We start from the raw sequence: 14,742 nt of genomic DNA, 5'->3' as shown, positions 1-14,742 counted from the left end.
ACATCATGATCCCGACACTGCCGCCAGTCTTGTTTTGTGAAATTTGAAACTTCAACTTTCAAATTTCACGATTTTGACAAACAAGGCAGTTTAACGATTCTTCATTAATTTAGCCTGGTCAGATAAGATCCGCCATGCAGTCCATCTCCCGAAAGAAAATATTTTTCCCGCTCAACCCGGCTTTCAGAAAATACCTGAAGCTCTACGAGCGCGAGGTGAAGCTGCCCGTTTCTTACGAGGAGCTGAAGTATTACGATTACGGCATCCCGCTGTACGATAAAGCCGGCAAAGATACCCTCTGGGAATCCGTGCTCTACCCGCAAAGCATGACGCCCTCCCTCCATGCCGGCCTCAAACGGATCTATTCCATCATGAAGGCCGGGGGAGACCAGGCGGCGGAAGAGCACCTGCACATTGAGCGCATAGACTACTGCACCTTCGGCAACTCCCACCCGTTCCGGATCAAGATCGTCAATAACTACAACGAGGTATACGACTATTTCTACATCAAGATAGCCGATGCCTCCCGCATTTACGGGCTGGAACTGGAACACATCCTGTCTCCCTACTGGATGAACTTTCTGGTAGACGGCAACACCCTGGTGGAGGAGCATATTGCCGGCGTGCCGGGAGACCAGTTTGCCAAAGACTACCTCAACCGGCCGGAGTTCAACCCGCGGCGCATTGCCAAAGAGTTCGTCAAGTTCAACGAGCGCTGCTTTGTGCGCCTGCTGGGAGACATGCGCTCCTATAACTTCATTTTCGACATCACCCCGGACTTTGACGATGTGCAGTTCCGCATCAGGGCCATAGACTTTGACCAGCAGTTCTACGAAGGCAAAAAAACGCTGTACATGCCGCAGTTCTTCAAGGAGAACCGCGTGTTCGTGGAGCTGGCCATGAAACACCTGAACGCGGAGGTGGTGAAACAGTACCAGCAGGAGGAGCGTTCCCTCATTGCCCGGCGCATCAAGGCGCAGCGGCACCGCATCAAAGACCTGCGGGACGTGATCATGACAGACCGTGTATCCTTCCCCGAAAAGATCGCCCAGCTGGGGGAGGAACTGGCGCAACATTATCATGATCCCGTTTTTGCCCGGTGCAGCACCATGGGAGAGATCATAGAAAGAAGCCTGAAACGCCTCCTGGTAAGCAGCTTGCGATAAATATAAATAACTATCTTTGACAGGTTATGGAGTTCAAATTGTTTTACCATTTCGGCAGGTACCTGCTGATGCTGAAAGGGATGTTCTCCCGCCCGGAGAACTTCAGGATGTACTGGAAAGAATTTATGCATCAATGCGTGGAGATCGGCATCGGTTCCCTCGGCATTGTGGTGATCATCTCCCTCTTCCTGGGCGCGGTAACCACCGTGCAAACAGCTTACCAGCTGGTAAGCGGCTTCATCCCCAAATCAGTGATAGCGCAGGTAGTGCGCGATACCATCATAATAGAACTGGCCCCCACCATGGTATGTATCGTGCTGGGCGGCGTAGTGGGCTCCAAAATAGCCTCCGAGCTGGGCAACATGCGCATATCCGAACAGATAGACGCGCAGGAGATCATGGGCATCAACACCAAGGCCTATCTCATTCTTCCCAAAATACTGGCCGCCATGGTCACCATTCCCTGCCTGGTGGTGATTGCCGCTTTCCTGGGCATCTTCGGCGGCCTGGAAGCGGGCAAGCTGAGCGGCATCATCTCTCATGATCAGTTCATGGAAGGCCTGCGGGCCTCTTTTGACGGGTACAATGTATTTTTCGCCCTCAGCAAAGCCTATACGTATTCTTTCATCATATCCAGCATACCGGCCTATTACGGCTATAACGTAACCGGCGGCGCACTGGAAATAGGACGGGCCAGCACCACCGCCGTAGTGGTGAGCTGCGTGCTTATCCTCTTTGCAGACTACGTGCTGGCGGCCATTTTGCTCTAATACCAAATTTTCAGACCGAGTTATGATAGAATTGAAAAATATCCGGAAAAGCTTTGGAGAAAAGGAGATACTGAAGGACGTGTCTTTAAAGATGGAAGCAGGGAAAACGAATCTCATCATAGGCGCCAGCGGCAGCGGTAAAACGGTGCTGATGAAGTGCATGGTAGGGCTGATGAACGTAGACAGCGGGCAGGTGATCTACAACAATGAAGACTTCACCGCCATGACGGACAAGGAAAAGAAACCCATCCGCCAGGAAATAGGCATGCTGTTCCAGGGCTCCGCCCTCTTTGACAGCATGACGGTGGAGCAGAACGTGATGTTCCCGCTGGACATGTTTTCCAACAAAAGCTACAAGGAACGCAAAAAGCGCGTGCAGGAAGTGCTGGACCGCGTACAGCTGAAAGATGCCAACAACAAGTTCCCCGCGGAGATCAGCGGCGGGATGAAAAAACGCGTGGGCATTGCCCGCGCCATAGTGCTCAACCCCAAGTACCTGTTTGTTGACGAGCCCAACTCCGGCCTGGACCCGCAAACGTCCCTGGTGATAGACAAGCTCATCAAAGACATTACGGTAGATTTCAACATCACCACCGTGGTGAACACCCACGATATGAACACCGTCATGGAAAGCGGCGATCATATCATCTACATGCACCAGGGCAAAAAACAGTGGGAAGGGAGCAATGAAGACATCATCTTTTCGGAAGACAAGCTGCTGAACGACTTCATTTTTGCCTCCGAGTTTTTCCAGGACATCAAGGAAATGCGGAAAATGGAGGTATTCCGGGACAAGGCCTGGCGGAAAAAAGGCGGCACGCCTTCATCAAATAGTTAATATTCTTCAACTATTAGGGCTATCCTTTTCTTTTTAGCCATTATCTGTTATTTTTGCCCCACCTTAACGTAAATTAATTAAATCAAGCGCGATGAGTGTTTTAGTAAATAAGCATAGTAAAGTGATTGTGCAGGGATTTACCGGTACCGAAGGTACTTTCCATGCCACCCAAATGATCGAGTACGGCACCAACGTGGTAGGTGGCGTAACGCCCGGTAAAGGCGGCGGCTCCCACCTGGACCGCCCGGTATTCAATACCGTGGCAGATGCCGTAAAGGCCACCGGTGCGGATGTGTCCATCATTTTTGTGCCCCCGGCATTTGCTGCGGACGCCATTATGGAAGCCGCAGACGCGGGCATCGCGCTGGTAGTTTGTATTACGGAAGGCATTCCTGTACAGGACATGGTGAAAGCTAAAAACTACCTCAAAGCATACAACACCCGCCTGGTAGGGCCTAACTGTCCCGGTGTGATCACCGCGGAAGAGGCCAAAGTAGGCATCATGCCCGGCTTTATCTTCAAGAAAGGCAGCGTGGGCATCGTTTCCAAATCCGGTACCCTCACTTACGAAGCGGCAGACCAGGTGGTGAAAGCCGGCCTGGGCGTATCTACCGCCATCGGTATAGGTGGAGACCCCATCATTGGCACCCCCACCCGCGATGCCGTAGAACTGCTGATGAACGATCCCGAGACCGATGCCATCATCATGATCGGCGAGATCGGCGGGAGCATGGAAGCTGAAGCCGCCCTGTGGATCAAGGAAAACGGTACCAAACCCGTGGTAGGCTTCATTGCCGGCCAAACAGCGCCTCCGGGCCGCCGTATGGGCCACGCCGGCGCCATCATTGGCGGTGCGGACGATACCGCCGCCGCTAAAATGAAGATCATGCGCGAATGCGGTGTTCACGTGGTAGACAGCCCCGCGGACATTGGCAAAAAAATGGCAGAAGTACTGAAAGGCAAGGCTGTGCCCGCCTGATAACATATTGCTGAAAAAGAGCGGGGCTGACCAAAAGCAATGGTCAGCCCCGTTTTGTTTTGCGCGCCATGGCAGCGCCTCCGGCCGGTGTTTTGAACAGCCTCACGGCGCTGCGGTTATCCCCTTGCCCCATCCACCCCGCCGCCGCAAGTCAGCGGGGACGTTTTGTTTTGCGCGCAGCGGCCGGGGAGGGAACATGCCCGCCGGTGCTGTCAGCTGCCGTGGTTGCTGTTTAACAGCAGAATGCTACTTTTGAGCCTTCAAACAATGCATCAATACGACTATATCATCATAGGGCAGGGCATTGCCGGCACGGTGCTCAGCTGGCGCCTGGTGCAGGCCGGGCAGCGGGTGCTGGTATATGACAACGGGCGCCCCGGTACCGCCTCCCGCACGGCCGCAGGCATCATCAACCCCGTATCGGGCCGGCGCTTTGAACTGGCCTGGCTGTATGATATTATTTACCCCGAAGCGGTGCGCTGTTACCGGGCCATGGAAAACGAACTGGGCATAAGCTGCTTTCATGAGCGGGATATCTGGAACGTGTGGCCGTCTGCACAGATGCGGGACGCTTTTGAGCGGGCGGTGAAGGAGTTTGAGAGCAACCGGGGCGGCGCTGAAGCTCCGCACTTTGATGAGGCAGCGGCAGGCGCTGACCCGCAGCCCGTCATCCCCTCTGCTGGCGCTGTGCCGCCCACCGGCGGTGATACACCACGATCTGCATCCTATATGTTCAAACCCGCCGCCTCCCGGTACGAAGGCCTGCTGCACCAGCCCCATGGCGCGGGCATCATCAAAGGCGCCAACGTACACCTCCACCGCCTGCTGCCAGCCTGGCGTACCTGGCTGCTGCACCGGGACATGCTGCGCGAAGAACAGTTTGACATCACAGCGCTGGCCATGCAGGAAGAAGGTGTGCAGTATAAAGACGTTACCGCCCGGGCGGCAATTTGCTGCGAAGGCGTGGAAAGCCCCGCCAACCCTTACTTTGCCGGGCTAAGGTTTTTACCCAACAAGGGAGAGGCCTTGCTGGTGGAAGTGCCCGGGCTGGTCACCGCAGACATCATCAAAAAAAGCATTACCCTGGTACCGCAGGAGGCGGGTACTTATTGGGCCGGCGCTACGTTCTCCTGGGAGTATGCAAACGCCCTGCCCGGCGCAGACGCCCGCGCCTCCCTGGAAAGCGGCCTGCAACAGTTGTTGCGCATCCCCTACACCGTCAAAGACCATATAGCGGCCGTACGCCCCTCCGGCATGGACCGGCGCCCCTTTGTGGGCATGCACCCCAGGTACCCGCAATTGGGTATCTTCAACGGCATGGGCTCCAAAGGCTGTTCACTGGCTCCCTGGGCCGCGGGGCAGTTCTGCAGGCACCTGCTGCAAGGCCAGCCCCTGCGGCCCGAAATAGATATTAAGCGGTATTTTAATGCTTTGAGGTAGAATTTCAGGCATTCATATCTTATCTTTGACCTCCTTTATTAAAAGAATCAGAACAAATGTACAGATCGCACACATGTGGTGAATTGCGCATGGAACATGCAGGCCAGCCCGTGACGCTGGCGGGTTGGGTGCAAACCGTCCGCAAGTTTGGAAGCATTACGTTTATAGACCTGCGTGACCGCTACGGTATTACGCAACTGCTGCTCGGCGAGTCGCTGAACGCACTGCTGGACCAGCAGCCCCTGGGCCGGGAATTTGTGCTGCAGGTGAAAGGTACGGTGACCGAGCGTACCAATAAAAACCCCAACATCCCCACCGGCGATGTGGAGATCACCGTATCGGAATTTACCGTGCTGAACGGCTCCAAAACACCCCCCTTCACCATCCAGGACGATACGGACGGCGGGGACGAACTGCGCATGAAATACCGCTATCTCGATCTGCGCCGCAACCTCGTGAAACAGAACCTCACCCTGCGCTACCGCGTGAACCGCTCCGTGCGGAACTTCCTGGACAGCCGCGGGTTTATGGACATAGAAACGCCTTACCTCATCAAATCCACACCGGAAGGGGCGCGGGACTTTGTAGTGCCCAGCCGTATGAACCCTAACCAGTTCTACGCCCTGCCCCAGTCTCCCCAAACCTTCAAGCAACTGCTGATGGTGAGCGGGTATGACCGGTATTACCAGATCGTGAAGTGCTTCCGGGACGAAGACCTGCGGGCAGACCGCCAGCCGGAGTTCACCCAGATAGACTGTGAAATGAGCTTCGTGGAGCAGGAAGACATCCTCAACACCTTTGAGGAAATGACCAAACACGTGTTCCGCGAGATCAAGGGGATCGAGTTCAACGAGCCCTTCCCCCGCATGACCTGGGACGATGCCATGAAGTTTTACGGTAACGACAAGCCGGACATCCGTTTTGAAATGAAGCTGACAGACCTGGGCGAGGCCGCCCGCGGCAACGGTTTCAAAATATTTGACGAGGCCGAGCTGGTAGTAGGCATCAATGCCGCCGGCTGTGCGGAATACACCCGCAAACAGCTGGATGAGCTGACGGAGTGGGTAAAACGCCCGCAGATCGGTATGAGCGGCCTCATTTATGTGAAGTATAATACAGACGGTTCCCTGAAAAGCTCGGTAGACAAGTTCTTCAACGAGCGCGGCCTGCAGCTGTTCGCCGAACAGTGCAACGCCAACCCCGGAGACCTGATACTGATCCTGGCCGGCAAGGAAGAACGTACCCGCAAGGCCATGAGCGAACTGCGCCTCGAAATGGGCGAACGCCTGGGCCTCCGCAATAACAACGAATACAAGCCCCTGTGGGTGATCGACTTCCCGCTGTTTGAGTACGCGGAAGAAGAAAACCGCTGGGTAGCCCGCCACCACCCCTTCACCGCGCCCAAACCAGAACAGCTCCACCTCATGGACGAGCCTGCCAAATTCGGGCAGATCAAGGCCAATGCCTATGACATTGTGCTGAACGGTACGGAAATAGGCGGCGGCTCCATCCGTATTTTCCAGAAAGACCTCCAGGAGAAAATGTTCGGGGCGCTGGGCATGAGCAAGGAAGAAGCGCAGCACAAGTTCGGCTTCCTGCTGGGCGCTTTCGAGTACGGCGCTCCGCCTCACGGCGGCATTGCCTTCGGTTTTGACCGCTTCTGCTCCCTGCTGGGCGGCAGCGAAACCATCCGGGATTTCATTGCCTTCCCCAAAAATAACTCCGGCAGAGACGTAATGCTGGACGCGCCGAGCGAAATTGACCAGGTACAGCTGGATGAACTGAAATTGTCCCTGCTGAAATAGGCGGGAAAGAATACTATAAAGGGCCGGCCCGGAGCAACAAATAGCTTCGGGCCGGTTTTTTTAGTCTTAACCAGGTTTAATCTGGGTAGGAACTAGTTCTGAACTAGGTGTGAACTAGGTAGGAACTAGGTAGGAACTAGGTAGGAACTAGGTCTAATATAGGTGTGATATAGGTCTAATATAGGTCTGATATAGGTAGGATATAGGTAGGATATAGGTCTGTGTACATCGGTCAGGGTCTAGTCCTGAAATAGGTTTACCCCCATTGTGCCTTATCCAGGCCCCACGCTGCCCCGTGGTCCCTTCCAGTCTCCTCCGTAGTAACCCCCACCTTACTTCCAGGATACTCCCACCATAGTGCATGGGAAGTGCATGTTTTAAGCATAAACGCAAAAAAGGGAAATAGTCAACTATCACATTATCAATTGATTAGGCCCATTTTTTCGCAAAATGACCCTTATTTTAACGCACTCCGGTACCGGAAACAGGACTGTACCGGTTATCCACAATATAACTTTTCCACTTTATAATGACTTGTAACGGAATATCATCATTTTCATGATAAAATAGTATCGTTATTTCAATAAATGATAAGTTATTAACATATCAATTACAATCCATGTATCCATTTTGTCTTAATATTGCCCCGTGAATCCGTACCGGTGCAGATAGGTAGATTTAAAAGAACAGCATGTTTTTAGTTAAAAGAAGAAACCTGTTGCTGAGCGGTTTGCTGGTATCCAGCCTGGCCGCCCCGGCACAGAAAACACCCCAAAAGTATTTAGCGCAATATGAGCCCATTGCAGTTAACCTCATGAAAGAAACCGGTGTTCCGGCCAGTGTGATACTGGGAGTGGCCATGCTTGAATCAGGCATGGGCACCAGCAAAAACGCCCGCCTGCTGCGTAACCATTTTGGGATAGTAGGCAAAAACAGCCTGGCAAAAACGGGCGGCACCTACCGCTCTGTATACCGTGAGTTTGCGTCAGACACGGCTTCTTACCGGCAGTTCGTGAAACTGGTCATGAAACGTAAATGGTACCCTGGCATGAAGGGGAACGAGGATTATATGGTCTGGCTCGCCAAACTGATCCAGTCCGGCTACTCTTCAGCCGGGCAGGTATGGATCAACCGGGTGTCTGCCATGATCAGGCGGTACAAATTATATGAACTGGATGATGAATTAAAGCTGGCAAAACAATAGCTTTGCAGCTTAACTGTTACGGTTACACGTAACAGGCAGCAATATGCCTACTTATGCCCTCCGGAAACAAACATCCCTACCCGTTCCTGATTACCCTTGGCACTCTGGGCTGCCTGGGGCTGTTGTCGTTTTTCAATAATTCCTTTTCAATAGCGGGCCATACCCTGCGCCCGCTGGATGTATTGGCGGACCTGCGGCCCGTGGAGGCGGCAGCGCCGGCAGACAGCGTAGCGGTGGCGGCAGTGCCCGATTCTGCCGTTAGCCCCCTGGAGCGGCCGGTGGATTATACCAGCTATACCGGCATCCTGGATTATGGTTATAACACCGGGCGGCAGGGCACCGGCATGAAAGGTTTCATAGATGCGCTCAGGGCCCTCCGGGCGGGGCATCGCAAAAAAGTACGCATTGCCTATTTCGGGGATTCCATGATAGAGGGAGACCTCATTACGCAAGACCTTCGTGACAGCCTGCAGGCCAACTTCGGCGGCAAGGGGGTGGGATATGTGCCCGCCACCTCCGTGGTATCGGGATTCCGCACTACCATTGCCCACAGTTTTTCCGGTGACTGGATGGATTATCATTTCAAGAACACACCGCCCGCGGGCACAGAGCTGGGCATTTCCGGCCATGTGTTTGTACCTGCCCCCCAAAGCTGGGTGCGTTACCAGCCGGTGAGGCGCAAACGGCTCAACGAGTTTAACGAGGTAAGCCTCCTGTACGGCCGCGGCCGCGGGGATGTGAGCATCAACGCCCGCCACATCAAACTGCAGGGGCAGGCGCGCATCAACGCCTATACCTTTGTGACAGACAGCACGGAAAGGGCCGTCACCCTGCGTTTCAACAGCGAGGTAGCGGCGCCGTTTTACGGGGCCTGCTTTGAAAGCAGCAACGGCGTGTTCCTGGACAACTATTCTTTTCGCGGTATCAGCGGCATAGAGCTGGGCAAACTGAGCCGCCGCATGTGGAAAGACATGCAGGCCGTGCGCCCGTATGACCTGATAGTGCTGCATTACGGCGCCAACGTGCTGTTCCTGCCGGAAAACACCCGCTTTGACTGGTACGAAAAACCCATGGTGAAAGTGGTAGACTCGCTGCGCCGCCTGTTCCCGGAAACGTCCATTCTCATTGTAGGTACGGCAGACAAGGCATACAAGAAAAAAGGGAAGTACATCACGGCGCCCGGCGTAAAAGCGCTCATGAAAATACAGCACAACTTTGCAGAATCAAGAGGCATGGCCTACTGGAACCTGTTTTCCGCCATGGGCGGGGAAGGGGCCATGGCGCGCTGGGTAGAGGGAGACACGGCGCTGGCCAACCGGGACTATACGCATTTCAACTTCAGGGGCGCGTCAAGGATAGGGGCGTTGCTGTACAAAGCTATTATGGATGAATATGAGGAAGGGCAGTTATAAGGCGGCCGTTCTGGTATTATTGTTCACCGCGGTTTGCGGCGGCGCGCAGGCGCAGCGCAAATTCCTGTATAACGATACGGCGCTGCACCGCTTTTACGCGTTGCTGCGGCAGGCAGACAGCCAGGTGGTGAGCATTCTCCACCTGGGAGACTCCCACGTGCAGGCCGGTTTTTTACCGGCCGCCGTGGCAACGCCGCTGAAAGCGCAGTTCGGGAACGCGGGCCCCGGCTGGGTGTTCCCCTACAACCTGGCGGGCACCAACGGGCCTGACGGTTACCGGTGGAGCAGCAACATACGCTGGGAGGCGGAGCGGGTGGTGGAAAGAGGGAACAGTTTTATGGAAAGCCCTGCCGGTATGCTCATCCGCACCAGCCACAGCGCGCCCGTGCTGACCTTCAGCAGCAAGCCCGCCATGCCCCTGCGCAGCGCCACCTGTTTTTACAAGGGGCCTGCGGTAGAGGTGAACGGCGCGGGGATAATAGCGGGAGAAGATGCTGCGGCCGTAGAAAAAATGGCCGGCGCAACGGTTGGCGAAACAAGCGGCCCCTTCACGGAAAACCAGGCCCGCATAGAATGGGATACCGCCATCACCACCTTCACCCTCCGCTGGCCGGGGGCGGTAATGTTTTACGGGGCGGTGCTGGCCAACGGAGAGCCGGGCATTTTATACCATGGCATTGGCGTGAACGGGGCGCAGTTTGCGCACTACAATAAACCGGGCAACGCAGTGGCGGCGCAAATGAAAGCACTGGCGCCGCAACTGGTCATCTTGTCTTTAGGTACTAACGAGGCTTTTGGCGGTGTGAGCGCCGCGCAGCTGCGGCAGGAAATGGAAACTACCGTGGCGGCCATACGGCAAAACGCCCCGGAAGCCTGCCTCCTGTTCACCACGCCGCCTTCCGGCATGATGAAAAAGCGGCAGGTGCCTTACCGGAAAAAGGGTTCCCGCAGGGTGTACTACCGCACCACGTACGCCCGTAACCCGCAGGTGGCCGTTATCCGGGAGGCCATGGTGCAATACTGTAAAGAAAATGGCTTTGCCTGGTGGGACCTGTACCAGGCCATGCCGCAAGATAAAAGGTTTGCCTGCGCCTGGAGCGGGGACCGTGTACATTTCAACGCCTATGGATATACCCTGCAGGGCACGCTGCTGTACGAAGCGCTGGAAGCAGGCTATTCAGCTTTTAACCATTAACAGATGTCTTTTGTAGAGAACCTGGCCCAACAACTGCTGTACAACCCGGAAGAGCCCATCCTCTTCAACAGTGCGTTCTTCCTGTACTTTTTCGCGGCCTTCCTGCTGTGCTACCAGCTGGTGCGCAACCATGAGCGCGGCCGCGTGTGGGTGTTCACCCTGTTTTCCCTGTATTTCTTTTACAAGGCCTGCGGTGCATTTGTAGGCCTGGTGGTGCTCAGCGCCATTGTGGATTTTTATCTCAGCAACCGCATTTACCGGGAGGAGAACGAGCGTACCCGGCGGGGCCTGCTCTGGTTCAGCATTGTGATCAACCTGGGCATGCTGTTCTATTTCAAGTACACCAACTTCTTTATAGACATCATCAACGGCATCAGCAGCGGCCACATCAGTCCCGTCAACATCCTGTTGCCCATCGGTATTTCGTTCTATACTTTCGAGAACCTCAGCTACACCATAGACGTGTACCGCCGGGAAATAAAGCCGGTAGAGCGTTTCCTGGACTACCTCTTTTTCCTGTCTTTTTTTCCGAAACTGATGATGGGCCCCATTGTACGGGCGGCAGACTTCATTCCGCAGATATACAAACCTTACGTGCTCACGCGGGAAGATGTAGGCAAAGGGCTGTTGCTCATCATGGGCGGCCTGTTCAAAAAAGTGGTGATCTCCGATTTCATTTACCAGAACTTTGTACAATATATTTTTGATGACCCCACCCGCTACACCGGCATTGAATGCCTCTTTGGCGTGTACGGCTACGCCCTGGTGATCTACTGCGATTTTTCAGGGTATTCGGATATGGCCATCGGCATTGCCCGGTGGATGGGCTTTGTGATCCCGCCCAACTTTGACAAACCGTACAAAAGCAGCTCCATCACAGAATTTTGGCGCCGCTGGCATATCTCCCTCTCTTCCTGGCTGCGGGATTATGTGTACATCCCCCTGGGCGGCAGCCGCAAGGGCAAATGGCGGCAGCATCTGAACCTGATGCTCACCATGCTCATCGGCGGCTTCTGGCATGGGGCCAGCTGGAACTTCATTTTCTGGGGCGGCGTGCATGGCGCGGCGCTGGGGCTTGACAAGCAGTGGAAGAAGCTGGGCCTGCTCAAAAATGCCGGCGGCCTCAAGGCCCGGCTCTGGAAAATTGGCGGCGTGCTCTTCACTTTCCACCTGGTATGTTTCTGCTGGGTGTTCTTTAAGTGCGAGACCTTTGGCGGCGCCCGGGACCTGCTGCACCAGGTGGCCTTCAACTTCCAGGGAGGCCTGGGGCTGCAGTTGCTGCAGGCATATCCAAAGGTGTTTGTGGTGATGGGCCTCGGTTACCTGCTTCATTTTATACCTGAAAAAGCGGAGCGGCAGGTGGAAACAGGCCTTGTAAAGCTGCCGCTGTGGGGCAGTATAGCGGTATTGACCCTCTTTGTATGGTTCCTCAACGAAGTAAAGACCCAGGAACCGATGCTGCCCATCTACCTGCAATTTTAAAACGGCCTGTATAAATCCAAAGTGCATGCTAAAATAATTACATGTGTATGCATTTTACTGATAATAAGTGACTAACTTTGCGTCCTAACTTTTGTCATTCAAAGTAAAACTTATGCGTACTGTTACACTGAGGAGAGTAGTGATCACCGGAATGGGAGCAATCACACCGATTGGTAATGATGTAAACACGTTCTGGAATAACATGAAAGCCGGGATGAGCGGCGCGGGCCCTATTACCAAATTCGATACAACGGAATTTAAGACGAAATTTGCCTGTGAACTGAAGGGGCTTGATATAGATGCGTTCATAGAAAAGAAGGAGGCCCGCAAAATGGACACCTTCACGCAGTACGCCATGGTGGTGGCCCAGGAAGCCATCCAGAACAGCGGGGTAGACCTGGAGAAGATAGACCGCAGCCGTTTTGGCGTGATCTGGGCATCCGGTAACGGCGGCATGCAAACCTTCGAAGACCAGATCGTGGAGTTTACGCAGGCCAACTTTGTGCCCAAATTCAGCCCTTTCTTCATTCCCCGCCTTATTTCAGATATTGCTGCCGGCCAGATCGCTATTAAATATGGCCTGATGGGCATCAACTATTGCACCGTATCCGCCTGCGCTTCTTCCAACAGCGCGCTGGTAGATGCGTTCAACTATATCCGCCTGGGCAAGGCCAACATGATCATGGCCGGCGGCTCCGAAGGCCCCATTACCCGCGCAGGCATTGCCGGGTTCAATGCCCTCAAGGCCCTCTCTACCCGTAACGACGATGCCGTGCATGCTTCCCGCCCGTTTGACAAAGACCGGGACGGTTTTGTGATGGGAGAAGGCGCCGGCGCCATTATACTGGAAGACTACGATCACGCCATTGCCCGCGGCGCCACCATCTATGGAGAAATGGTAGGCGGCGCCATGAGCTGCGATGCGTACCACCTCACCGCCACCCACCCTGAAGGCCTGGGCGCGCAGCTGGGCATGAAAGAAGCCCTGGCTGATGCCGGCCTGCAACTGGAAGACGTAGACTACATCAACGCGCACGCCACTTCCACGCCCCTGGGTGATGTGAGCGAGCTGAAAGCCATCAATGCCCTCTTTGGCGAGCACGCTTCCAAACTGAACATCAGCGCCACCAAATCCATGACCGGCCACCTGCTGGGTGCCGCCGGCGCTATTGAGGCCATTGCCTGCATCAAAGCTATACAGGACGATGTGGTGCCTCCCACCATCAACACCGCCGAGCTGGGAGAAGACATCCCCGCCGGGCTGAACCTGACCATTGGCAAGGCACAGCAACGGGTGATCAATGTAGCGCTGAGCAATACCTTCGGCTTTGGCGGGCACAATGCCATTGCCGCTTTTGCAAAGTTCAAGGGATAGTTTTTATCCTCACAGATATCGTGAAACGGAGGCCGCAGCGCCTCCGTTTTTTTATGCTCCTTTCGTGTGATTGCTTTGTTGGCCGGATGTATTACCTTCGATTGCTGTTAACTCATACACCCCACTTTTTCACGGATAACCCAAAAGTTTACATCCGGTCTTTAATTTGTTCACCATTAAACCTACCCTTTATGAAATGGATTAATCCCATCAAACGCTTGCTGCTGCCCGCAGTAGTGCTCACCCTTGCGTCCTGCAGAAAACACGACCCCGTTTGTATCGGCTGCCCGCCGGTGCCGGACTGCCGCGCCGTATCGTTAACGAACGTGCTGGAACCTGTTGAGATCTACTCTGTAGTAACAGGCCCGGGCAACGTACCAGTAACGCTCAATTGCCGCACCAACCTGACACATACCGTGCCCCACACACTGGATGTCAGGTACGTGGGCCGGAACCTGTACCTGATCGAAACGGGCACTACGGATACCCTGCTGAGTGCCAAACTGGACGAATGCGGCCGCCCTGTTTCATCCGTCTACATTGAGCAGCCGGGCTTTGAACCGCTGCATACACGGTATTATTACAACATCCAGGGGCGTTTGACCAAATATGTATGGGCAGGCTGGCCGGGAGGAACGCACACCCTCGCGTACGATCACCGCGGTAACGTGCTGAGCATCACCGGTGAGTCAGCCGGCCTGGAGTATAAGTATACCTATGATTACACCCAACCTGTTTCAAAAGGGATCATGTACGCCATGGAAATGAGAGGATGGGCCACGGAGCCGCTGTCACTGCTGGAGTGGCTGGGGCATATTGACCTGAAGCCCCGTAACCTGCGTACAACCTCGGAAAGCTGGTCAGGCACCTATCACATGCAAACCATCAATTTTAGCAACTACACGTTTAACGGCGGCAGGGTGCATAGCTATGAAACAGATGGCGGTGTGGGCAAATATGTGATCGGGTGGGATTGCAATAACGCCGGCGCCAAATAGGCTGCTGGCCGTTCCGCAAGCCCCAGCCGCATACGTATGTCAAAAAATAATATCCCGCGGGCCTTCACTGCTGCCAAC

General features: G+C 54.6%; 12 protein-coding genes. All 12 read left to right on the top strand.

Annotated elements, in window-relative coordinates:
• The first annotated feature begins 134 nt into the window (after positions 1-134).
• The 12 genes from D3A97_RS04635 to D3A97_RS04580 all read left to right on the top strand — a co-directional run bounded on the left by D3A97_RS04635 (position 135) and on the right by D3A97_RS04580 (position 14,664).
• Entirely contained in the window at positions 135-1,166 is a 1,032-nt protein-coding gene (locus tag D3A97_RS04635) for a hypothetical protein (protein ID WP_119077144.1), read from the top strand.
• 26 nt (positions 1,167-1,192) lie between these two features.
• On the top strand, positions 1,193-1,936 hold the full coding sequence (locus D3A97_RS04630; RefSeq protein ID WP_119077142.1) for an MlaE family ABC transporter permease: 744 nt from the start codon (positions 1,193-1,195) through the stop codon (positions 1,934-1,936).
• Positions 1,937-1,958: 22 nt separating this feature from the next.
• Positions 1,959-2,774, top strand: a complete 816-nt coding sequence (locus D3A97_RS04625; RefSeq protein ID WP_119077140.1) for an ABC transporter ATP-binding protein — start codon at positions 1,959-1,961, stop codon at positions 2,772-2,774.
• A gap of 91 nt (positions 2,775-2,865) precedes the next feature.
• Positions 2,866-3,753 carry a succinate--CoA ligase subunit alpha gene (gene sucD, locus D3A97_RS04620; protein WP_119077138.1) on the top strand — a complete coding sequence of 296 codons (888 nt, stop codon included), beginning with the start codon at positions 2,866-2,868 and terminating at the stop codon, positions 3,751-3,753.
• A 252-nt stretch (positions 3,754-4,005) separates the two neighbouring features.
• A complete protein-coding gene (locus D3A97_RS04615; RefSeq protein WP_198673864.1) occupies positions 4,006-5,193 on the top strand; it encodes an NAD(P)/FAD-dependent oxidoreductase in 1,188 nt (395 codons plus the stop codon).
• Between the two features lie 56 nt (positions 5,194-5,249).
• On the top strand, positions 5,250-6,998 hold the full coding sequence (gene aspS, locus D3A97_RS04610) for an aspartate--tRNA ligase (protein WP_119077134.1): 1,749 nt from the start codon (positions 5,250-5,252) through the stop codon (positions 6,996-6,998).
• 691 nt (positions 6,999-7,689) lie between these two features.
• Positions 7,690-8,202, top strand: a complete 513-nt coding sequence (locus D3A97_RS04605; protein WP_119077132.1) for a glucosaminidase domain-containing protein — start codon at positions 7,690-7,692, stop codon at positions 8,200-8,202.
• A 53-nt stretch (positions 8,203-8,255) separates the two neighbouring features.
• Entirely contained in the window at positions 8,256-9,614 is a 1,359-nt protein-coding gene (locus D3A97_RS04600) for an SGNH/GDSL hydrolase family protein (protein ID WP_119077129.1), read from the top strand.
• Positions 9,595-10,809 (top strand): GDSL-type esterase/lipase family protein, encoded by a 1,215-nt coding sequence (locus D3A97_RS04595; protein WP_198673863.1) that lies wholly within the window; start codon positions 9,595-9,597, stop codon positions 10,807-10,809. The genes D3A97_RS04600 and D3A97_RS04595 overlap by 20 nt, the downstream gene beginning before the upstream one ends.
• A gap of 3 nt (positions 10,810-10,812) precedes the next feature.
• Positions 10,813-12,291, top strand: coding sequence for an MBOAT family O-acyltransferase (locus D3A97_RS04590; RefSeq protein WP_119077125.1), 1,479 nt, complete (start codon positions 10,813-10,815; stop codon positions 12,289-12,291).
• 112 nt (positions 12,292-12,403) lie between these two features.
• Positions 12,404-13,666, top strand: coding sequence for a beta-ketoacyl-ACP synthase II (gene fabF, locus D3A97_RS04585; protein WP_119077123.1), 1,263 nt, complete (start codon positions 12,404-12,406; stop codon positions 13,664-13,666).
• Positions 13,667-13,857: 191 nt separating this feature from the next.
• The gene (locus D3A97_RS04580) at positions 13,858-14,664 is read left to right on the top strand and encodes a hypothetical protein (protein WP_119077120.1); all 807 of its coding nucleotides are present in this window, start codon (positions 13,858-13,860) and stop codon (positions 14,662-14,664) included.
• Positions 14,665-14,742: the final 78 nt, after the last annotated feature.

It is taken from the genome of Chitinophaga alhagiae (assembly GCF_003568665.1).
Taxonomy (GTDB): domain Bacteria; phylum Bacteroidota; class Bacteroidia; order Chitinophagales; family Chitinophagaceae; genus Chitinophaga; species Chitinophaga alhagiae.
The sequence above is the reverse complement of the archived record's forward strand: the minus strand, read 5'-3'. Positions and strand labels throughout refer to the sequence as shown.